The organism is Sphingomonas sp. 2SG (genome assembly GCF_005503285.1).
In the GTDB taxonomy this organism is placed as follows: domain Bacteria; phylum Pseudomonadota; class Alphaproteobacteria; order Sphingomonadales; family Sphingomonadaceae; genus Sphingomonas; species Sphingomonas taxi.
On the sequence record NZ_SCMZ01000012.1, the window covers coordinates 39,085 to 58,889 of the forward strand.

Consider the following 19,805-nt stretch of genomic DNA (forward strand, 5'->3'; position numbering starts at 1 on the left):
GTGGCTACACAGACCATAGATATCAAGGTGGCTAGCAACGGTCGCATGGTGCTTCCGGCATCAGTACGAAAGGCTATGGGGTTGCACGGTGATGCCAAAGTCATATTAACGGTTGAGGACGATCAGGTACGGCTGTCACCAATCGGCCATGGTGTCTCGCGGGCACAGGCGTTGTATCGCGAGAATGCCAAACATGTGCGCACGACCGACGACTTCCTCGACGACCGTAAGGTCGAAGCCGCCACGGAGCTCGAAGAGGTTCCATCGGGTGGCGAGGAGCGAGGCGCACAATGACGTCAGCAGTCCTTGACGCATCTGCCGTGCTAGCGCTGGTTCGAGATGAACCCGGTTCCAATAAGGTCGCTCCCCACATCGGACGTGCCGCGATCTCGGCAGTCAATCTTCAGGAGGTCATCAAAGAGCTGCTGCTCAGCGGCCTTGACGAACCCCTTATCCGCGAACTGCTCGACGAGCTTCGGCTGGATGTTCGTGCCCATGATGTCGACGCAGCCTACGCCGCTGCCGCTCTGCACGAACAGACTCGCCAATATGGCCGCGGTCTTGGTGACCGATCATGCCTTGCACTGGCTGTCCAGCTTGGCGTCCCTGCTCTCACCGCCGATCGCGAGTGGAAGAAGGTGAAGGTCAAGAACCTAAAGCTTGAGCACATCCGGTAGCCGCAGCCTACTTCTGCCTCAACCAGCGTCGCTGACTTCGTGCTTTTGACGACAGTAAGTCCGCTTGCCGATGTGGAAGGTCAGTGTTCGGACTGCCCCCGCCTTCAGAGCGGCCCTGCCCCGCACCTGGTTCAGGTCCGGCGAACCGTCTGGTCGTTCTTAGGCATGCCTTTCGCGGACCGCTTAATAGCTGGTACTTTAATCGCCTCCTAATGGCGTAAAAAGGACTAGACTAATAAGCACCACATATAGCAGACTACGGGATGTTCATCCGAGCCTATCTTCGCGCTTCTACCTCCGAACAGGATGCGTCGCGCGCCAAGAGCGCCCTCGACATGTTTGCGGCCGAGCACGGGCTTCGGATTGCGGCGCGCTATGTCGAAAACGAAAGTGGAGCCAAGCTTCACCGGCCAGAGCTGTTCCGCCTGCTGTCGGATTGCGAGCCGGGAGACGTGCTCCTGGTCGAGCAGGTTGATCGGCTTTCCCGCCTCACCTCACCCGACTGGATCAAGCTGCGCAATCTAATCGACGCCAAGCAGGTCCGGGTTGTCGCACTCGACCTGCCGACGTCGTGGATCCTGACGGCACCGACAGATGAGTTCACCGGCCGAATGTTCGCAGCGGTCAACGCCATGATGTTGGACGTACTCGCCGCGGTTGCTCGCAAGGACTATGAGGACCGCCGTCGTCGACAGGCCGAAGGCACTGCAAAAGCCAAGGCAGCGGGCCTTTATAAGGGGCGCCCCGAGAACAAAACCCGTAACGCTGCCATCTCGAGTCTTCTTCGCGATGGCCGAAGCTGGCGCGATATAATGGATGCGACTGGGTGCAGTCGAACGCTGCTCGCCAAGATTGCTCGTGATCGCCGTCGACAGGCAGAGGCTGACGCACCAATGTCAGACGCGCACTCCTAATGTCTTCAGACAGACTCGAGACCCTCATAATGAGGTGTTCAATTTCTTTGCTACCGACCTTGGATGGACGGGTTTTGGGTACCAAAGCCCATGCCCACTCAGGGCATACCCTGCGGACACGACACCAGTTTACGCTTGAAATCAGTCGAAGCGAGCGAGAGGCGTGGATTTTCAATAGCGGGTGAAAGACTACCATTCACTCCTCAGCGGAATGCAAATAAAGCTATGATGCGCTTGCCATATATATCCAAGCCCCGGCCTGATGAAAAGCTTTCCGGCTGGCTTCGCCAGATCGCATTTGAGTTCGGACTGCCTAGCGCGCAATCATTGCTACGTGCATTCGGCCTTCCGCCCGTAAGCTCTTTGATACTAGATTTCTCATGCCCCCCGGATTTACTTCGGCGTCTTTCAACTCTGACCGGTCTTTCAATGCAAGCACTCGAAAAGCTCGGCGACTCGCAGCGATCTGATCAATCAAATGCTGTAGGCGGACCCAAGAGAGTAAGGGTAGGGTACGTATGGGGGACTTCACACCGCCGAATATCTTTGATGCTAGAATCGATCAACCTAGATGAATGCGAGCGCGTAATCCTGCGTCCGCCCAAGCCAATTAAATACAATAACATTCAGCGCGAACTAGCTCGAGCTGAAATATTTCGAGCAGAACCTAGAACAACGTTTGTATTTTACGATCTTTCTACGCTCGCTTACTCAGCAAATGATTTAGCCGATCTTTTTGAAAGATGTCTTTCTCGTGACGTACACTTAGAATTTTCGAAAGAAGAAATTTTATTTTCGACCGGTCACGATCTATCCCTACTAAGAAGAGCTTCTACTATATACGATAAATTGGAAACCAATCTTGTAAAAGAGTCTGATGAAAAGGAGGATCTGCTGATCGCGAGTCGTCGGCGTAAGCAAGACTTTCGCACATTTCGGAAAGGTCGCAAACGGGCTTTGACTGTCCAACAAGCGCAGGAAGCCGCAGAGCTATACCTGGAAAATGGTACCCCAGTGGCCGAGATTAGTCAGCGGTTTGGAACTAGCCAACCAACGATCTATCGCGTCATAATGGACCACCGCTTGGGTAGAGCCCCCAGGGATCGGATTGCTCCAGAGGAAGAATGACGCACCTTGTCGCAACGGTGGTGATCGACAGACTGGCTTATCGCGCAGCCCTCACTGCCGGTGCAATGCAACGATCCCCGATGCAATTAAACGTTCACCCTTCACACCGCCGCCGGTCAGCGCCGCCATCGAGGCGCTGTGATGCGGACTGCGGAACGGCCGGTTGCGGGTCAGCCGCCCGCCGGCGAGCGTACCGGCGACCGACTGGACCATCGACACTTCGAGTGCCTCCGCGGCGTCGAGCGGTGGCAGGATGCCGGGCAGGCACGACGCCATCAGCGACTTGCCCGCCCCTGGCGGCCCGATCATCAGCAGATTGTGGCCACCGGCGGCGGCGATCTCCAGCGCGCGCTTGGCGACCTCCTGCCCCTTCACCTGGCGCAGGTCCGGACCGTGGCCGATCGGCTCGACCTCGCCGGCAGGCGGTGCGGCGAGCAGGCCGTGGCCCTTGAAATGGTTGATGAGGGCGAGGAGGTCGGGCGCGGCGAGCACCTCGATCGATCCGGCCCAGGCTGCCTCTGCGCCCTGCGCCGCGGGGCAGACCAGCCCCCTGCCCTCGGCGCTGGCGTGGATCGCCGCGAGCAGCACGCCCGGCGACGGTGCGATGCGGCCGTCGAGACCGAGTTCGCCGACGACGACATAATCGGCGAGATGCTCGACATCGATCACCGCCATCGCCCCCAACAAGGCGAGCGCGATCGGCAGGTCGAAGTGCGAGCCCTCCTTGGGCAGATCGGCGGGCGACAGATTGACGACGATCCGCTTTGGCGGCAGCGCCAGGCCGAGCGCGGAGATCGCCGCCCGAACGCGTTCGCGGCTCTCCGCCACCGCCTTGTCGCCGAGACCGACGACGTAGAAGGCAGGCACGCCCGGGATGAGCTGCACTTGCACCTCGACCCCGCGAGCCTCCAGCCCGAGATACGCCACCGTCTGCACGATCGCCGCCATGTCTTGCCCCTTCGTCTCCACCATAGCGGCGTTCGGGCACGATCGGTGCGGACGCGACGATCGCAGCCGTCTTGTCAGGATAACACACACTGCCTATCTCAACCGGCATGACGCATCGAAACCCTGCCCTTGCGTTGACTTCCGCGCCCCGTCTGGCTAAGCGCGCCCCATCAAGGCCGTCCGCGTGGCGGCCCTTTTCTATTCAGACGATCAGGGAATGAATCATGAAGCGGACCTTTCAGCCGAGCAATCTGGTGCGTGCACGTCGCCACGGCTTCCGCGCCCGGATGGCGACGGTCGGCGGCCGTGCGGTGATCCACGCGCGTCGCGCGCGTGGCCGCAAGAAGCTGTCGGCGTAATTCCGGTGCCGGACGTCGGTCCTGCCGACGTCCGGGCTCCCGTCGGCGCAGCCGACATGCAGGTGACCGTCGGCGCAGCCGACATACGGGCGACGGCCGCCGCAGCCGACATCCGCACGATGACGCTGCGCCGCGATTTCCTCGCGGCCAATGCGGGCAAACGCGCACCGATGCCGGGCTTCGTCCTGCTGGTGCACGATCGCAAGGACGGCGATCTGGCGATTCGCGTCGGCTTCACCGTCACCAAGAAAATCGGCAACGCCGTCGTCCGGAACCGCATGAAACGGCGGTTGCGGGCTTTGGCGCGCGAGCTGTTGCCGGAGGGCGGCATCCGCGGCGCCGATCACGTGCTGATCGGTCGCGACGGCGGTATCGAACGCGACCACGCTTTGCTCAAGGCCGAGTTCGGCAAGGCGCTGGGCAAGATCGCGCGCGGCGAGGATTCGCCGTCGCGGCCGCGCGGACCGCGCAAGCCACGCCGATGATCGCGCAGCTTCTCATATGGATAGCGCGCGGCTGGCAATTGGGGCCGTCGGTGATCCTGCCGTCCTCGTGCCGCTATCAACCCTCCTGTTCGGCCTATGCAATCACTGCGCTTCGCCGCTATGGCGCCGCCAAGGGCGGATGGCTGGCGGCGAAGCGGATTGCGCGTTGCCATCCCTGGGGCGGGTACGGACCCGATCCCGTCCCTTGAGCTACGGGGCTGTATTTTGAACAAAGAACGCCAGAATTTCATCCTGTTCGCGGTCTTCGCGGCGGTGATCCTGTTTGCCTGGCCGCTGATCCAGGGCAAGTTCTTCCCCGTGGCCAATCCGCCGGTGACGAAGATCGTCAACGGCAAGTCGGTGCCGGTGACGACGAAGACCGCCGATCCCACCGCCGATGCGCCCGCCGCGACGCGCAGCCGCCAGGCGGTGCTGGGCGAAAGCCCGCGCGTGCGCATCCAGACGCCGACCTTGCAGGGCTCGATCAACCTCAAGGGCGCGCGCATCGATGACCTCGTGCTGGTCAAGTACAAGGAAACGATCGCCAAGGATTCGCCGCCGATCCGGCTGCTGTCGCCCGCCGGCGCGCCCGAGGCCTATTTCGCCGGCTTCGGCTGGCGCGACGACGGACTGAAGCCACCCGCCGCGGATGCGGTGTGGACCGCCTCGTCGCAGCTGCTCGCGCCGGGTCGGCCTGTCACGCTGACCGCCGCCAATACGACCGGCCAGCGTTTCGCGATCGAACTTTCGGTCGACGACCAATATATGTTCACCGTCAGGCAGACGGTGCAGAACGGCGGCGCCGCGCCGGTGCCGGTCGCGCCTTACGGCTATGTCAACCGCGTCGGCGTGTCGAAGGACCCCGGCACGTGGCAGATCCACACCGGCCCAATGTCGGTCCATGGCGGCGGCGCCGATTACGGCACCAAGTTCAAGGACCTCGACAAGGCGCCCGAGAAGTTCACGACGACCGGCGGCTGGCTCGGCTTCACCGACAAATATTGGCTGACCGCGCTCGTCCCCGATCAGGCGGCACAGTTCGACGGCCAGTTCCGCGCCGGCGCCAACACCGCCTATCAAGCCGATTATGCCTTCGCGCCCAAGCTGCTGCCCGCCGGCCGCGCACTGACCCAGACCAGCCGCTTCTTCGCCGGCGCCAAGGAGGTGAAGGCGCTTCAGCATTACGAGAATGACGCCGGCGTCGCCAAGCTCGACAAGGCGATCGACTGGGGCTGGTTCGAGATCGTCGAGAAGCCGATCTTCACCTATCTCGACTGGCTGTTCCGCATGATCGGCAATTTCGGCGTCGCGATCATCCTGCTGACGGTGACGATCCGCGGCCTGATGTTCCCGATCGCGCAGCGCCAGTTCGCCAGCATGGCGAAGATGCGTGCGATCCAGCCGAAGATGAAGGCGATCCAGGAGCGCTACAAGGACGACAAGCCGCGCATGCAGCAGGAGGTGATGGCGCTCTACAAGACGGAGAAGGTCAATCCCGTCGCGGGCTGCCTGCCGACCCTGCTCCAGATCCCGATCTTCTACGCGCTGTATAAGGTGCTGATGCTGACGATCGAGATGCGCCACCAGCCGTTCGTCGCGTGGATCAAGGATCTGTCCGCGCCCGATCCGCTGACGCCGCTCAACCTGTTCGGCTATCTCCACTTCACCCCGCCGCACATGATCGCGATCGGCGTCGTGCCGATCATCCTCGGCATCTCGATGTATTTCCAGTTCAAGCTGAACCCGGCGCCGATGGACGATACGCAGAAGCAGGTGTTCGCGATCATCCCCTGGGTGCTGATGTTCGTGATGGCGAGCTATCCGGTCGGCCTGCAGGTCTATTGGATCGCCTCGAACTTCCTCGCGATCCTCCAGCAGCGCGTGCTCTATGCCCGCCACCCCGATCTCAAGATCGCGGCCGCCAAGTGAGCGAGGATGTCGTCATTCCCGAGGACGAGGGTTTCTCGGCCGAGCTGATCGAGCAGGCGCGCAAGACCTTCGCCGGTCCGGTGAGCTTCCTCAAATCGGCGCCCGCGCTCGAGCATCTGCCCGCGCCGGTGGTGCCCGAGGTCGCGTTCGCCGGGCGTTCGAACGTCGGCAAATCGTCGCTGCTCAATGCGCTGACCGGGCGTAACGGGCTGGCGCGCACGTCGAACACGCCGGGGCGGACGCAGGAGCTCAACTTCTTCGACGTCGGCCTGCCGCTGGCGTTCCGGCTGGTCGACATGCCCGGCTATGGCTTCGCCAAGGCGCCCAAGGATGTCGTCAAGAAATGGCGCTTCCTGGTCAACGACTTCCTGCGCGGGCGCGATACGCTGAAGCGCGCGCTGGTGCTGATCGATTCGCGCCACGGCGTGAAGGACGTCGATCGCGAGATCCTCGAGATGCTCGACAAGGCGGCGGTCAGCTATCGCCTCGTCCTCACCAAGGCGGACAAGGTCAAGGCGACCGAACTCGCCGACGTGATGGACAGCGTCGCGGCCGAGGCACGCAAGCGGCCGGCGGCGCATCCCGATATCCTCGCGACGTCGAGCGAGGGCGGCATGGGCATCGCCGAACTGCGCGCCGCGGTGCTGGAAGCGGTGGGCTGATCCGCCCTCGCTGACCCGGCCAATCGCGTTCGGGCGGCCACGCATATCTCGTCACCCCAAAGTGGTTCCGGGGTGACGGGTGGGCGTGGCGAGGTCTGGTTCCACCCGAGCACGCTGGACCTGCCCTCCCCGCGCGGCTAGTCCCTTGGCCATGAAGCTCATCATCGGCAACAAGGCCTATTCGAGCTGGTCGCTGCGCGGCTGGCTGGCGTGCAAGCAATCGGCGCTTCCCTTCGAGGAGGTCGTCGTGCCGCTCTACGACGCGGAATGGGACCGCCGCCGCGAGGGCGCCGAATTCGCGCCCTCGTCGGGCAAGGTGCCGATCCTGTGGGACGGCGAGGCGGTGGTGTGGGACAGTCTCGCCATCGTCGACTATCTCGCCGACAAGGTCGGCCGCGAGCGCTTCTGGCCCGCCGACGAGGCGGCACGCGCGATGGCACGGTCGATGGCGGCGGAGATGCATTCGAGCTTTACCGCGCTACGCCGCAAACATGCGATGAACATCCGGCAGGTCTTTCCCGCCAAGCGCCCCGACGACGACGTGCTCGCCGATCTGGCGCGGATCATGGAATTGTGGGCGCAGGCGCGCGCGCGCTGGGGCGGCGGCGGCGACTTCCTGTTCGGCGACTTCGGCGCGGCGGACATCATGTACGCGCCCGTCGTCACGCGGATCATCACCTATCAGCTGCCGATCGCGCGCTTCGCCGCCGCCTATATCGATGCGGTGATCCGCCATCCGTTCATGCAGGACTGGATCGCAGGCGCGCAGGAAGAGGATTGGGTCATCGAGCAATACGAGCAGCAACCCGCGTGACCGATGTCGTCGCGCTGACCCAGGCGCTGCTGCGGGCGGAGAGCGTCACGCCGGCGCGCGGCGCGGTGTTCGACGTGCTGGAGGCGGCGTTGGCGCCGATCGGCTTCGCGGTCGACCGGTTCGTCGTCGGTGAGGCGCCGGACGGGCCGGTCGAGAATCTGATCGCGGTGCGCGCGGGCGTCGGGCAGCATCTCGCCTTCGCCGGCCATCTCGACGTGGTGCCGCCGGGCGTGGGCTGGACCGGCTCGCCATGGTCCGGAGAGGTGCGCGGCGACCTGCTCTACGGGCGCGGCGCGGTCGATATGAAGGGGGCGATCGCCGCCTTCGTCGCGGCGGCGGCGCGTGCGACCGGACCGACGCTGAGCCTGCTCGTCACCGGCGACGAGGAAGGACCCGCGACCTTCGGCACGCCGGCGCTGATCGAGCGGATGGCGGCGCGCGGCATCGCGCCCGACCTGTGCCTCGTCGGCGAGCCGACCTCGGTGCGCCAGCTCGGCGACATGGTGAAGATCGGGCGGCGCGGCTCGGTCAATATCTGGATCGTCGTGGCGGGGCGGCAGGGCCATGTCGCCTATCCGCATCTCGCCGACAATCCGGCGGGCAAGCTCGCCAAGGCGCTCGCGGCGTTGCAGGACATGGGGCTCGACCATGGCAACGACTGGTTCCAGCCGTCGAACCTCGAGATCACCGACATTGCGGTCGGCAATCCGGCGCATAACGTCATTCCGGCGCGCGCCGAGGCGCGGGTCAACATCCGCTTCAACGACGGGCAGCGCGGCGACGACCTGATCGAGCGGGTCACCGCGCTGGTGCAGGAACATGCGCCGGGAGCGGTGGTGACCGGCAAGGTGTCGGGTGAGGCGTTCCTCACCGCGCCGGGGCCGTGGACTGCGGTGCTGAGCGCGGCGATCGAGGCGCAGACCGGGCTGGTCGCGGAGCTGTCGACTTCGGGCGGCACGTCGGATGCGCGCTTCCTGTCGCGGCTGTGTCCGACGGTCGAGTTCGGGCTGGTCAATGCGACGATGCATCAGGTCGACGAGGCGGTGGCGGTGGCGGATCTGGAGACGCTGGCGGCGGTCTATGCCGATGTGATCGGGCGGGTGGCCCAGCTCTAGCTCCTCCCCCGCCGCAGCACGATATAGAGCGCGCCCTGCCCGCCGTGGCGCGGGTGCGCGCCGCGAACGGCGGCGATCGCATCGGCGTGGCGCGACGCCGCGAGCCAGTCGGCAATCGCGGCGCGGATCGCGCCCCTCGCGTGGGGGCGTTCGCTTTCCGGGCGGGGCGGCTTGCCCGTCACCAGCAGCAGGACGCGCTCGCCGCGCGCGATCGCACGCGACAGGCCGTCGTCGAGCATCGCATGCGCGGAGCTCAAGGTGTGGCCGTGGAGGTCGATCGAGCTATCGGGGCTGACGATGCCGCGGGTCAGCCTTTTGTCCCAGCTGCCGTCCAGCGTGTTCTGGCGCGGCGGTGGCGGCGCCGGGACCGGCTTGGCCACCGGCGTGCGCGAAGCCATCGCGCGGGTCAGTGCCTTGGAGGGCTTGGTCGCCTTGGGTGGCGGCGGCGCGACGAGGGCGGGCGCCGGGCGCGTGGGCGCGGCCACCGCTCGGAGCGGTTTCACCGTCGCCATCACCCGGGCCCAGAGATCGGCCTCGTCAGGGTTGAGCTGGCGCACCGGCCGCTGTCCCATATATCGACGGATCGGGGGTGTAGCGCTGCGGCTGGGTCCGCGCGAGCGTGCCGACCGGCAGCAGCAGGAAGGCGGTGCCGCGCGCCGCCATGCCGCCCGCGGTCGCCTCCGCCACCGCGCCGGCGCCCCAGAAGGTGTCGAAGCGGTTGGCGCCCTTGATCGCGCCGCCGGTATCCTGCGCCACCCACAGGCCGCTTGCGTCCTGCCGGTCCATCGACAGGAACACCGGCGCACCGAGCGGCACGTATTTGACGTCGGCGGCGGCGCTGATCCCGCCGTTGACGACATAGCCCATCGCGCCGACCGGCGGCGTGTCGAGTTCGCGGAAGAAGACGAAGCTCTTGTTCTCCGCCATGATCGCGCGACCTTCCTCGGGATGGGCGCGAAGCCAGGCGACGATGCCCTGCATCGAGGTCTGGCCGGGCTGGAGCAGCCCGCGCGCCTTCATCAACGCGCCGATGCCGGTATAGTCGCGCCCGTTCTGCGTATCGTAGCCGACGCGCATGATCTCGCCATTGGGCAGGCGCAGGCGGCCCGAGCCCTGGATCTGGAGGAAGAACACCGACGCCTCGTCGGCGCCCCAGGCGAGCACCGGCGCCTTGCCGTCGAGCACGCCGGTGTCGATCGCGGCGCGGTCGTAATAAGGCACGAGGTTGCTGCCCTGTACGCGGCCGCGGATCTTCTTGCCCTTGAGCGCATCGCTGAACTTGCCGAGATCGACGTCGATCAGGTCGTTGGGACGGGCGTAGATCGGCACGGTGTAGCCGGCACGGCGCTCGCGCGACGCGGCGATCTCGGGCTCGTAATAGCCGGTGGCGAAGGCCTTGCCGTCGCCGACCTGCACCGCCTCGAAATAGCTGGCGAAGAAGGCGCGCGCGCCACCGCGCGGCACGCCGGCGGCAGCGGCGCAGGCGGGCTGCCAATCGGTGCCGCGGGTGAGGCCGGAGGCGTCGGTACGGCGCATCAGGCCCGGACAACTGGTGAGGAACGCCTGTCGTGCCGCCTCGGCCTGCGCCTCGGTGATCGGCAGCGTCGCGAGGCTCGGGCCGGGGACGATGCCGGCGGTTGCCGCGGTCGTCGCGCCGGGATTGGCGACGACCGGTGCGGCGAGCAGCGGCGTCGCGCCCTGGATACGGCCGTCGAAGCTGCGGCCGCTGGCGATCTGCTGACCGGGACTGCCGGGTCGCGTCGTCGGCCGGCTCGGCTGGCTGACCGGCTGGCGGCCGGGCTGGCGAGGCGGCGCAGCGCCGGTGTCGAGCGGCACGACGCGACCGCCGCAGGCGCTGAGAGCCAGAGCCAGCGCGATGCTGGCGATTACGCGATTACCGGTCATCCTGATCCCCGTATGTCCGCCTATCGACTGCGGAAAGCTGCGGCTGTGCCGAAGCGGAGGGGTCGCGACAAGGGCCAAGCGGTCGCAAATGCGGTGCGGCGTGTTGGACGACATGGACAAGATGGACACCTTAACGGAAACGATCGCGAGGAATCGTTTCCATTTCTGTGGTGATCCGGAGGTGAGAGGGTCGGCCGGCATGATGGCGGCATAGCAGAGCGCGGCGGGTGTAGGACAGCGGAGGGGGTCGGCTGGGAAACAGGGCGGTTCTATAATTGCCGTAAGCGCGTTTGTTCGAGCCGTGGCTTCCAAAGCCCATCCCGTCACCCCGGATTTGTTCCGGGGTCCACCCTGCGGCGAGGAGAAAGGCTGGAGGCGATACCGTTATCCTGCGGACCGGTAGACCCCGGAACCAGTCCGGGGTGACGAATCTAACGGGAAATCGATCGAGCCTCATCCGCTCAGCCGTATGCGGGGTGTGGGCGCTCCCCTATTCCTCGTCGGTGTCCGCCAGCTTCCAATTGGGGTCGCGGCTCTTCAGCGTGCGGGCGAAGGTCCAGACGTCGTGCGTCTCGACCGCGTCGGTCAGAGAGCCGGCGATGACATGGCCCTCGGCGTCGCGGGTCACCGCAGCGATATCGGCATCGAAGCGGACGGTGATGCGTGCCTCGCGACCATCGAGCGACGCATCGGCGATCACCGCGCGCTCGATCGAGACCAGACGGTTCTCCAGCGTCTCGCCGGCCTCGCGGCGGGCGGCGATCGCTTCGCCGAAGGCATGGGCGACGTCGGGCTCGGCGAGGGTCGCCAGCGTCGCCTCGTCGCCTGCCCAATAGGCTTCCAGCGTCATGCGATAGGCGGATTGCGCGCCGGACAGGAACTGGTTGACGTCGAAGCCCTGCTCACCGGCGATGATCGCCCGCAGGCCAGCTTCGGCACGCGGTTCGATGTTGCGGTTGACCGGCTCGCGCGATTCGGCGGTGGCATCGATCGGGCGCGGCGCCAAGGCGACCGCTGCGGGGCGATCGTCGGCGGCACGCGGCAGGGGCTGCTGTTCGTGGCCGGTGCGTTTGCCGAGCACGCTGTACAGGCGCAGCGCCAGGAACGCCGCCACCATCGCGAGTAAAACTACGTAAAACACCGTGCCTCCGATCTTGATCGATACATAGGCCCAAAACCCCTTCAATTCAAACCGGGGCTTTCGACCCGCGGGCTTTTGAGCCCAGCCCGTTGAAACCCGGTTCGGGCGCTGCTAGGCGCGGGCGCCAAAGGCATCGAACGCCCGACATGCGGCTTCGGTCCCCTTCTTTTTCCGCTTCATTCGAGGATCATTCCCATGGCCGACCAGGACAACGGCACTTCGATCGATACGCAGTCGGCGCTCAACGGCGCGGACACCGCCCCCGCCGCCGGCCTGATCTCGCAATACGTCAAGGATCTCTCGTTCGAGAACCCCAATGCGCCGGGCATCTTCCAGAACGCCAATCCGCCGGCGATCGACGTGCAATTCAACATCGGCACCGCCCAGGTCGGCGAAGAGGTGCATGAGGTGCTGCTGAAGATCGACGTCAAGGCCGAGGTCGAGGGCCAGACCGCGTTCATCGTCGACCTGACCTATGCCGGCCTGTTCGGCCTGCGCAACGTGCCCGCCGATGCGGTGCAGCCGTTCCTGCTCGGCGAAGCGCCGCGGCTGCTCTTCCCCTTCGCGCGCCGCGTGCTCGCCGATTGCGTGCGTGACGGCGGCTTCCCGCCGCTGCTGCTCGAGCCGATCGACTTCGCGCAGCTCTATCTGCAGCAGGCGGAGCAGAACGGCGCCTTCTCGGTCGGCGACGTCGGCCACGCCTGATCCATAAGGCGGGGGGCGCGATCGCGTGAATCTGACCAAGGCGCTCGGCTCGGTGGGCGGGCTGACGCTCGCCAGCCGGGTGCTGGGGCTGGTACGCGACGCGCTGTTCGCGCGCTTCGTCGGCGCCGGCTTCGCTTCGGACGCGTTCCTGATCGCCTTCCGCCTGCCCAACATGTTCCGCGCCTTGTTCGCGGAGGGCGCCTTCTCGGCAGCGTTCATCCCGATGTTCAACCGCAAGGTGGCCGAAGCCGGCGGCGACGGTCTGCCGACGGGGGTGCGCTTCGCCGAGGACGCGCTGTCGGTGCTGCTGCCGATCCTGATCGGCATGACCGTGCTGATCGAGATCGCCGCCTGGCCGGTGACGTGGCTGCTGACCTGGGGCTTCAACGACGCCTCGCATGACCAGTTCGCCTATGTCGTCCAGCTCTGCCGCCTCACCTTCCCCTATCTGCTGCTGATCAGCCTCGTCTCGCTGCTCGGCGGCATCCTCAATTCGCTGCACCGTTTCTGGGTGGCGGCGGCAGCGCCGATCCTGCTCAACCTGACGCTGATCGTCGCCCTGCTCGTCTTCCACAGCGACCTGCCGCTGGTCACCGCGCGCAACCAGGCGATCGCGGTGACGATCTCGGGCGCGTTGCAGCTCGCCTGGCTGTATTTCGCCTGCCGCAAGGCGGGGGTGCATCTGCGCGTCAAGGCGCCGCGGCTCGGGCCGGACGTGAAAAAGCTGCTGTCGCTGATCTGGCCCGCCGCGGCGGGTGCCGGCGCGGTGCAGATCAACCTTGTCGTCTCGACCGCGCTCGCCGCCTCGCTGCTCAGCCACGGCTCGGTGACCTATATCTACATGGCCGACCGGCTGAACCAATTGCCGCTCGGGTTGGTCGGCATCGGTCTCGGCACAGTGCTGCTGCCGACGATCTCGCGTCAGCTCGGCAAGGGCGACGAGGCGGCGGCGATGACGACGCAGAACCGCGGCATGGAGCTGGCGCTGTTCCTGACGCTGCCGGCGACGGTCGCGCTGATCGTCTGCGGCGTGCCGATCGTCGCGGCGCTGTTCCAGCATGGCCAGTTCACCGCCGCGGCGGCACATGCCACCGCACAGGCGCTCGCCGCCTTCTCGATCGGGCTGCCGTCCTACATCCTCGTCAAGGTGCTGACGCCGGGCTATTATGCGCGGTCGGACACCCGCACGCCGGTGCGCTATGCGACGGTGTCGATGGTGGTCAATCTGGTGCTCAACCTGATCCTGATCGTGCCGCTCCAGCATATGGGGCCGCCGCTCGCCACCGCGATCGCGAGTACGGTCAACGTCGCCTTGCTCTATAATACATTGCGCAAGCGCGGGCAGTTCGTGCCCGACGCGCAATTGACGCGGCGGGCGCCGCGGCTGCTGGTCGCGGCATTGGTGATGGGCGGGGTGATGTTCTTCCTCAACGACCTGTTCGCCCCCTATGTGTCGGGGAGCAACCTGGCGCGCTGGGGCGCGATGGCGGTGCTGGTCGGGACCGGCACCTTGGTCTATGCGCTCGCCGTGTTCGCGACCGGTGCGCTGCGCCCCGCGGACATTCGTCAGCTCATCCGTTCCAGATAAGGCCCATCATGGCAAAGCGCGTCGTTTCCGGGATCAAGCCCACCGGCAATCTCCACCTCGGCAATTATCTCGGCGCGGTGAAGCAATGGGTCGCGCAGCAGGATGCGATCCAGGCGGAGGGCGGCGAGACGCTCTACTTCATCGCCGACCTCCACGGGCTGACCGAGTGGATCGCGCCCGCCGAGCTGCGCGCCAATACGATCGAGATGACCGCGACGCTGGTGGCGGCGGGGATCGATCCCGACCGCTCGATCCTGTTCAACCAGGCGCGCGTGCCCGCACATAGCGAGATGGCGTGGCTGCTCAACAACGTCGCGCGGGTCGGCTGGCTCAACCGCATGACGCAGTTCAAGGACAAAGCGGGCAAGAACCGCGAGGGCGCGAGCGTCGGCCTGTACGATTATCCGGTGCTGATGGCGGCGGACGTGCTGCTCTACAATACGACGCACGTGCCGGTCGGCGAGGACCAGAAGCAGCATCTCGAGCTGGCGCGCGACATCGCGACCAAGTTCAACGGCGATTATGCCACCGAGCTGTTCACCCTGCCCGAGCCGTTGGTCAGCGCCGCGGCGCCGCGGATCATGTCGCTCCGCGATGCGTCGGCGAAGATGTCCAAGTCCAATCCGTCCGAACAGTCGGTGGTCAAGCTGATCGATTCGGACGAGGTGATCGCCGACAAGTTCCGCAAGGCGAAGACCGATCCCGACGTGCTGCCGGCGACCGTCGAGGAACTGGCGGAGCGGCCCGAGGCGCGCAACCTGCTGACGATCTTCGCGGCGCTGGCCGACCGGACGCCGGGCGACGTGCTGGCGGATTATGCCGGCAAGGGGTTCGGCGCGTTCAAGCCCGACCTCGCCGATCTCGCGGTGGCGAAGCTCGGCCCGATCCGCGACGAGATGGTGCGGCTGCTCGACGACCGCGGCGCGATCGACGCGATCCTCGAAAAGGGCGCGGACAAGGCACGGACACTGGCGGTGCCGGTGCTGCGCCGCGCGCAGGAGGCGATGGGGCTGATGCTTTAGCCCCTCCCGTAAGGGCAGGGCTGTCGCATATGGACATCTGTAGGCTTCGGCCGACGTTCCAAAGCCCCCGTCACCCCGGACTTGATCCGGGGTCCCGCTTCTTCGGACGGTGCGAGGAAGCGGGATGCCGAATCAAGTCCGGCATGACGGCGATATAAATGCCGTCGCAACACTACAACTGATCGTCGGCGATAGCCCCCTGCAAAAGGGGCGGGTGCGTGTGGCCTCGCGCGCTACCGCTGCTTACGCCTCCAGCTCGCGCATCAGCGTGCGGACGGCGGCGTCGATGTCGCGATCCTGGTCGCGGAGTTCCTCGATCTTGCGGACCGCGTGGATCACCGTCGAATGGTCGCGGCCGCCGAATTTGCGGCCGATCTCGGGCAACGAGCGCGTCGTCAGGCGCTTGGCGAGATACATGGCGATCTGGCGCGGGCGCGCCACCGCGCGGCTGCGGCGCGCGGAGACGAGGTCTAGCGGCTTCAGCTCGAAATGCTGGCTGACCAGCTTCTGGATCTCGTCAATCGTCACCCGGCGCTGCGCGCCACGCAGCACGTCGCCGAGCGTCGCTACCGCGAAATCGAGGTCGATACTGTCGCCGGTGAGCTGCGCATAGGCGACGACGCGGTTGAGCGCGCCTTCCAGCTCGCGGATGTTGGCGTGAATACGGGCCGCGAGCAGGTCGAGCACCTCGTTGGGGACCTTCGCCTCGGGCAGGTCTGCGAGTTTCCTGTCCAGTATAGTGCGGCGCAACGTGAGGTCGGGCGCCTTGATGTCGGCGACGAGGCCGACCGACATGCGGCTGACGATCCGCGCCTCGACGCCGTCGAGCGCCGTCGGGCAGCGATCGGCGGAGATGACGAGGCGCTTGCCGGCGCTCATGATCTCGTTGACCGTGTGGAAGAATTCCTCCTGCGTCGCGTCCTTGCCGGCGATGAACTGGAGGTCGTCGATCAGCAGCAGGTCGGCGCCGCGCAGGCGCTGCTTGAAGCTGTGCGTGTCGCGCGCGCGCATCGCCGCGACGAAATCGAACATGAAACGCTCGGCCGACATGCACAGCACGGTCGCGTCGGGATGCGCGGCGAGGAAGGCGTGGCCGATCGCGTGCATCAGATGCGTCTTGCCCTGCCCCGTCCCCGAATGGAGGAACAGCGGGCTGAACCGCGGCACACCGGGTTCGGCAAGCATGCGCGCGGCGTTGAACGCCACGCGATTGGCGGCATCGACGACGAAGCGGTCGAAGGTGAAGCGCGGATCGAGCGGCGGGCGATCGGCAGCCGGGCGGAGCGGCGCGGCCACCGCCAGCGGCGCCGGAGCAGGCGCCGCTGCGACGGCGGCGACCGGCGCGGGCGTCTCGGCGACCAGCTTGATCGCGACGGGGGCGGCGATGCGCGTCTCGATCGACACGCCGCGCACGTCGGGCAGCAGCGCGCGGAATTCGAGCAGCAGCCGGTCGGCATAATGGTTGCGGACCCAGTTGGTCATGAACGCCGACGGCAGGCCGAGGCGGATCGATTCGGGGTCGCCGTCCTCGATCAGCTCCATCGGCTTCAGCCATTGCTCGAAGAGCCGCGCGCCGGCGGATTCGCGCAGGTTGCAGCGGACGCGAGCCCAGGCGCGCTGCGCCTCAGTCTCCGTCACTGCCGCTGCCTGTCGATCGTTCAACGCATACCCCTTCGTTGCCGAAAGCGACGAAATGTCGCCCGGCGGCCGTATTCAAGACAGACAAATCCCCCTTACGGCCAACGGCCGTCCGGCATGCCCACGCTGTTCAGGTCCCCGACCGCGATGAACATCGCTGCGGTGGAGTCGAGTTATGAAGCCTGGGCCGAGTCGATCAACCCCTCGGCAGGTCACATTGTTGAAATAAACGGGATTGACAGCCCGAAGCCCGCAGAAACGCGTTCGGAAATCTTACAAGCCATTGAAAACGCTACATTTTCTGCCCGTTTCCGCACGACTGCCGTGAATGCCAGCCAACACGAATCGCGGTGTTCTCCCGCTTTCCCGGTTCGTTCCTTTTGCGCCCGTTCCGGACATCAAAAAACCCGCCGGGACATGCGTCCCGACGGGTCAAAACTCACTGAACGGTAAGGCTTAGGCGAGCGTGCCGACCGCCTTGGTCAGGCGCGAGAACTTGCGGCTCGCGGTGTTCTTGTGAAGGACGCCCTTGGCGACGCCGCGCTGCAGCTCGGGCTGCACCGCTGCGAGGGCCGTGTCCGCCGCAGCCTTGTCACCCGACGCCAGTGCCGCTTCGACCTTCTTGATGAAGGTACGGATGCGGCCGATGCGGTTACCGTTGATTTCGGCGCGGCGATCGTTGCGACGGATGCGCTTCTTGGCTTGCGGCGTATTCGCCATTCGGTACGTCCTTGCGAGTAGATTGGTCGATGTCAGAAGAGGCGCCGGATCACCCTACGCCCTCTCGAAGGCAGCGCCCTTAGCGAAGCCGGCGGACGGGGTCAACCGTTGCGGGGTGTTTTGCCACCGGTTCCTCACCCCGCTCGTCATCCCGGCGAAGGCCGGGACCCATGGATACGGTATGGCCGCCATTGTACGCTCCCCCGCGTCCCGTGACCATGGGTCCCGGCTTCCGCCGCGATAACGAGGTTTAGGCGGAGGGGATCAACTCTTCTGGCATTTCGGGCAGTAGAAGGTCGATCGGCCGCTATCCACCCGGCGTTTGACGGTGCCGCCGCAATGGCAGGGCTCGCCCTCGCGCCCGTAGACGAGGAATTGCTTCGAGAAATAGCCGAGCTCGCCGTCGGGGCGGGCATAGTCGCGCAGCGTCGAGCCGCCGGCTTCGATCGCGGCGAGCAGCACCTCGCGTACCGCCACCGCCAGCCGTTCGAGTCGCGGCAGTGCGATCTGGCCGGCGGCGCGGGTCGGCGCGATGCGCGCGACGTGCAGCGCCTCGCAGACGTAGATGTTGCCGAGCCCGGCGACGATGCGCTGGTCGAGCAGCATCGCCTTGATCGGCGCGGCGCGCGCCTTCAGCGCCTCGCCGAGATAGGCGCCGGTGAACTCCTCCCCCAGCGGCTCCGGCCCCATCGCCGCGAAGGGGGGATAAGCGGCGAGCGCAGCGGTTTCGACGAGATCGAGGAAGCCGAAGCGGCGCGGATCGTTGAGCGCGAGGCTGCGCCCCTCCCCCGTCTCGATGAGCAGATGGTCGTGGGCGAGGCGTTCGGCGGGATCGACCCGCCAGCGGCCGGACATGCCGAGATGGAAGATCAGCGTATCGCCGCGATCGGTGTCGATCATCCCGTATTTGGCGCGGCGGCCGAGCGCGGTGACGGTGGCGCCGGTGAGCCGCTGGCGCAAATCGGGCGGGATCGCCTTGCGCAGGTCGGCGCGGCGCGGCTCGACGAGGGTCAGGCGCTGGCCGGCGAGCACGGGGGTGAGGCCGCGGACGGTGGTTTCGACTTCGGGGAGTTCTGGCACGTCAAACAGCTAGGTTGCGTTTGCCCCCGCCACAAGCGGCGGCTAGGGCGGTGGCATGACCGACACCGCCACCACCGGAACCGTATCCTTCGGCTACGAGGACGTCGCCCCCGACGAGAAGACCGCCCGCGTCGGCGGCGTCTTTTCCAGCGTCGCCAAGAACTACGACCTGATGAACGACGCGATGTCGGGCGGCATGCACCGGTTGTGGAAGGACCGCTTCGTCCGCCGCGTCCAGCCGCAGGAGGGCCAGCAGATCCTCGACATGGCGGGCGGCACCGGCGACATCGCCTTCCGCCTCGCCGCATCGGGCGCGTCGGTGACGGTGGCGGACATCAATCCGGCGATGCTCGAAGTCGGCATGGAACGCGCCGCCAAGCGCGGCATCGACGGGCTGGTGTGGACCGAGGCCAATGCCGAGACGCTGACCTTCCCGGACCGGTTCTTCGACGCCTATACGATCGCCTTCGGCATCCGCAACGTCACCGACATCCCCAAGGCGCTGCGCGAGGCGCATCGCGTGCTGCGCCGCGGCGGCCGGTTCTTCTGCCTCGAATTCTCGACGACGACCTGGCCGGGGTTTAAGGAAGTCTACGACGGCTATTCGCACAAGATGGTGCCGAAGCTCGGCCAGTTGCTCGCGCAGGACGCCGACAGCTATCGCTATCTGATCGAGTCGATCCGGCGCTTCCCCGACATGCCGACGTTCAAGGGCATGATCGCCGATGCCGGCTTCGTGCGGACGAAGGCGGAACCGATCCTCGGCGGGCTGGTGGCGATCCACTCCGGGTGGAAGATTTGATGGGGTCGATTGGCGGTTTCGCTGCCGCCGCCTCGCAAGACCGGTCACCCCGGGCTCGTTCGGGACTTCAGCGACAGTCTGCGGTGCTGGTGGATCAGCGCAGTGTTCCTGCGAAAGCAGGAACCCAGGGCCAAGCAAAACAACCCTTTACGGCGCTTGGAACCCCTGGGCTC

At 66.1% G+C, this 19,805-nt stretch carries 22 protein-coding genes and 1 pseudogene; 16 read left to right on the top strand and 7 right to left on the bottom strand.

Going from position 1 to position 19,805, the window contains the following annotated elements; all coding sequences use genetic code 11:
* The 4 genes from FFS23_RS07175 (at position 1) to FFS23_RS07190 (ending at position 2,719) form a co-directional block, all read left to right on the top strand.
* A complete protein-coding gene (locus tag FFS23_RS07175; protein ID WP_137898055.1) occupies positions 1 to 294 on the top strand; it encodes an AbrB/MazE/SpoVT family DNA-binding domain-containing protein in 294 nt (97 codons plus the stop codon).
* Positions 291 to 677, top strand: a complete 387-nt coding sequence (locus FFS23_RS07180) for a type II toxin-antitoxin system VapC family toxin (protein ID WP_137898056.1) — start codon at positions 291 to 293, stop codon at positions 675 to 677. Before FFS23_RS07175 ends, FFS23_RS07180 begins: the two co-directional genes overlap by 4 nt.
* 263 nt (positions 678 to 940) lie before the next feature.
* Positions 941 to 1,591 (top strand): recombinase family protein, encoded by a 651-nt coding sequence (locus FFS23_RS07185; protein WP_137898057.1) that lies wholly within the window; start codon positions 941 to 943, stop codon positions 1,589 to 1,591.
* 549 nt (positions 1,592 to 2,140) lie between these two features.
* On the top strand, positions 2,141 to 2,719 hold the full coding sequence (locus FFS23_RS07190; protein ID WP_137898058.1) for a helix-turn-helix domain-containing protein: 579 nt from the start codon (positions 2,141 to 2,143) through the stop codon (positions 2,717 to 2,719).
* Positions 2,720 to 2,818: 99 nt separating this feature from the next.
* Here FFS23_RS07190 and FFS23_RS07195 read toward each other — a convergent pair.
* Positions 2,819 to 3,667, bottom strand: a pseudogene (locus tag FFS23_RS07195) (YifB family Mg chelatase-like AAA ATPase); the annotation flags it as partial.
* 224 nt (positions 3,668 to 3,891) lie between these two features.
* Here FFS23_RS07195 and rpmH point away from each other — a divergent pair.
* The 7 genes from rpmH (at position 3,892) to dapE (ending at position 9,031) form a co-directional block, all read left to right on the top strand.
* Positions 3,892 to 4,026: a 50S ribosomal protein L34 gene (gene rpmH / locus FFS23_RS07200; RefSeq protein WP_031393806.1), complete on the top strand. Its 135-nt coding sequence runs from the start codon at positions 3,892 to 3,894 to the stop codon at positions 4,024 to 4,026.
* A gap of 5 nt (positions 4,027 to 4,031) precedes the next feature.
* On the top strand, positions 4,032 to 4,511 hold the full coding sequence (rnpA, locus tag FFS23_RS07205; protein ID WP_502702119.1) for a ribonuclease P protein component: 480 nt from the start codon (positions 4,032 to 4,034) through the stop codon (positions 4,509 to 4,511).
* A complete protein-coding gene (yidD, locus tag FFS23_RS07210; protein ID WP_081974295.1) occupies positions 4,508 to 4,720 on the top strand; it encodes a membrane protein insertion efficiency factor YidD in 213 nt (70 codons plus the stop codon). The genes rnpA and yidD overlap by 4 nt, the downstream gene beginning before the upstream one ends.
* Positions 4,721 to 4,736: 16 nt before the next feature.
* Complete coding sequence (yidC, locus tag FFS23_RS07215) at positions 4,737 to 6,440, top strand: membrane protein insertase YidC (protein ID WP_137898059.1); 1,704 nt, start codon at positions 4,737 to 4,739, stop codon at positions 6,438 to 6,440.
* Positions 6,437 to 7,102 (top strand): ribosome biogenesis GTP-binding protein YihA/YsxC, encoded by a 666-nt coding sequence (gene yihA / locus FFS23_RS07220; protein ID WP_137898060.1) that lies wholly within the window; start codon positions 6,437 to 6,439, stop codon positions 7,100 to 7,102. The genes yidC and yihA overlap by 4 nt, the downstream gene beginning before the upstream one ends.
* A gap of 151 nt (positions 7,103 to 7,253) precedes the next feature.
* Entirely contained in the window at positions 7,254 to 7,916 is a 663-nt protein-coding gene (locus FFS23_RS07225; RefSeq protein WP_038658813.1) for a glutathione S-transferase, read from the top strand.
* Positions 7,913 to 9,031 (top strand): succinyl-diaminopimelate desuccinylase, encoded by a 1,119-nt coding sequence (gene dapE, locus FFS23_RS07230; protein WP_137898061.1) that lies wholly within the window; start codon positions 7,913 to 7,915, stop codon positions 9,029 to 9,031. Before FFS23_RS07225 ends, dapE begins: the two co-directional genes overlap by 4 nt.
* Here the strand turns inward: dapE and FFS23_RS07235 are convergent.
* From FFS23_RS07235 to FFS23_RS07245, 3 genes are all read right to left on the bottom strand, one after another.
* Entirely contained in the window at positions 9,028 to 9,603 is a 576-nt protein-coding gene (locus FFS23_RS07235) for a Smr/MutS family protein (protein WP_249340571.1), read from the bottom strand. The genes dapE and FFS23_RS07235 overlap by 4 nt on opposite strands.
* The gene (gene mltA / locus FFS23_RS07240; protein WP_249340572.1) at positions 9,569 to 10,936 is read right to left on the bottom strand and encodes a murein transglycosylase A; all 1,368 of its coding nucleotides are present in this window, start codon (positions 10,934 to 10,936) and stop codon (positions 9,569 to 9,571) included. Before mltA ends, FFS23_RS07235 begins: the two co-directional genes overlap by 35 nt.
* 490 nt (positions 10,937 to 11,426) lie before the next feature.
* Positions 11,427 to 12,077, bottom strand: coding sequence for a Tim44/TimA family putative adaptor protein (locus FFS23_RS07245; protein ID WP_137898062.1), 651 nt, complete (start codon positions 12,075 to 12,077; stop codon positions 11,427 to 11,429).
* A 195-nt stretch (positions 12,078 to 12,272) separates the two neighbouring features.
* Here FFS23_RS07245 and secB point away from each other — a divergent pair, with 195 nt between their 5' ends.
* The 3 genes from secB to trpS are packed head-to-tail and all read left to right on the top strand — an operon-like array spanning position 12,273 to position 15,392.
* Positions 12,273 to 12,782: a protein-export chaperone SecB gene (gene secB / locus FFS23_RS07250; RefSeq protein WP_038658797.1), complete on the top strand. Its 510-nt coding sequence runs from the start codon at positions 12,273 to 12,275 to the stop codon at positions 12,780 to 12,782.
* Between the two features lie 25 nt (positions 12,783 to 12,807).
* Positions 12,808 to 14,370, top strand: coding sequence for a murein biosynthesis integral membrane protein MurJ (gene murJ, locus FFS23_RS07255; RefSeq protein WP_038658794.1), 1,563 nt, complete (start codon positions 12,808 to 12,810; stop codon positions 14,368 to 14,370).
* 8 nt (positions 14,371 to 14,378) lie between these two features.
* Complete coding sequence (trpS, locus tag FFS23_RS07260) at positions 14,379 to 15,392, top strand: tryptophan--tRNA ligase (protein ID WP_038658791.1); 1,014 nt, start codon at positions 14,379 to 14,381, stop codon at positions 15,390 to 15,392.
* A 243-nt stretch (positions 15,393 to 15,635) separates the two neighbouring features.
* Here the strand turns inward: trpS and dnaA are convergent, their stop codons facing one another.
* A complete protein-coding gene (dnaA, locus tag FFS23_RS07265) occupies positions 15,636 to 17,054 on the bottom strand; it encodes a chromosomal replication initiator protein DnaA (RefSeq protein WP_137898063.1) in 1,419 nt (472 codons plus the stop codon).
* A gap of 93 nt (positions 17,055 to 17,147) precedes the next feature.
* On the opposite strand from dnaA, the gene FFS23_RS07270 reads away from it, so the two are divergent.
* A complete protein-coding gene (locus FFS23_RS07270) occupies positions 17,148 to 17,483 on the top strand; it encodes a hypothetical protein (protein WP_137898064.1) in 336 nt (111 codons plus the stop codon).
* Positions 17,484 to 17,486: 3 nt separating this feature from the next.
* Here FFS23_RS07270 and rpsT read toward each other — a convergent pair whose 3' ends face one another.
* Both rpsT and mutM read right to left on the bottom strand, forming a co-directional pair.
* Positions 17,487 to 17,750, bottom strand: coding sequence for a 30S ribosomal protein S20 (rpsT, locus tag FFS23_RS07275; protein WP_038658785.1), 264 nt, complete (start codon positions 17,748 to 17,750; stop codon positions 17,487 to 17,489).
* Between the two features lie 264 nt (positions 17,751 to 18,014).
* Positions 18,015 to 18,830 (bottom strand): bifunctional DNA-formamidopyrimidine glycosylase/DNA-(apurinic or apyrimidinic site) lyase, encoded by an 816-nt coding sequence (mutM, locus tag FFS23_RS07280; RefSeq protein WP_137898065.1) that lies wholly within the window; start codon positions 18,828 to 18,830, stop codon positions 18,015 to 18,017.
* Between the two features lie 55 nt (positions 18,831 to 18,885).
* On the opposite strand from mutM, the gene FFS23_RS07285 reads away from it, so the two are divergent.
* Positions 18,886 to 19,632 carry a class I SAM-dependent methyltransferase gene (locus FFS23_RS07285; RefSeq protein WP_038658779.1) on the top strand — a complete coding sequence of 249 codons (747 nt, stop codon included), beginning with the start codon at positions 18,886 to 18,888 and terminating at the stop codon, positions 19,630 to 19,632.
* The last annotated feature ends 173 nt before the right edge of the window (positions 19,633 to 19,805 follow it).

Coding starts and splice junctions, on each gene's coding strand:
- FFS23_RS07190 (WP_137898058.1), top strand. CDS start 2,141: ATGCTAGAATCGATCAACCTAGATGAATGCGAGCGCGTAATCCTGCGT.
- rpmH (WP_031393806.1), top strand. CDS start 3,892: ATGAAGCGGACCTTTCAGCCGAGCAATCTGGTGCGTGCACGTCGCCAC.
- rpsT (WP_038658785.1), bottom strand. CDS start 17,750: ATGGCGAATACGCCGCAAGCCAAGAAGCGCATCCGTCGCAACGATCGC.
- yidD (WP_081974295.1), top strand. CDS start 4,508: ATGATCGCGCAGCTTCTCATATGGATAGCGCGCGGCTGGCAATTGGGG.
- FFS23_RS07180 (WP_137898056.1), top strand. CDS start 291: ATGACGTCAGCAGTCCTTGACGCATCTGCCGTGCTAGCGCTGGTTCGA.
- mltA (WP_249340572.1), bottom strand. CDS start 10,936: ATGACCGGTAATCGCGTAATCGCCAGCATCGCGCTGGCTCTGGCTCTC.
- FFS23_RS07185 (WP_137898057.1), top strand. CDS start 941: ATGTTCATCCGAGCCTATCTTCGCGCTTCTACCTCCGAACAGGATGCG.
- FFS23_RS07285 (WP_038658779.1), top strand. CDS start 18,886: ATGACCGACACCGCCACCACCGGAACCGTATCCTTCGGCTACGAGGAC.
- trpS (WP_038658791.1), top strand. CDS start 14,379: ATGGCAAAGCGCGTCGTTTCCGGGATCAAGCCCACCGGCAATCTCCAC.
- FFS23_RS07225 (WP_038658813.1), top strand. CDS start 7,254: ATGAAGCTCATCATCGGCAACAAGGCCTATTCGAGCTGGTCGCTGCGC.
- secB (WP_038658797.1), top strand. CDS start 12,273: ATGGCCGACCAGGACAACGGCACTTCGATCGATACGCAGTCGGCGCTC.
- FFS23_RS07235 (WP_249340571.1), bottom strand. CDS start 9,603: ATGGGACAGCGGCCGGTGCGCCAGCTCAACCCTGACGAGGCCGATCTC.
- FFS23_RS07270 (WP_137898064.1), top strand. CDS start 17,148: ATGCCCACGCTGTTCAGGTCCCCGACCGCGATGAACATCGCTGCGGTG.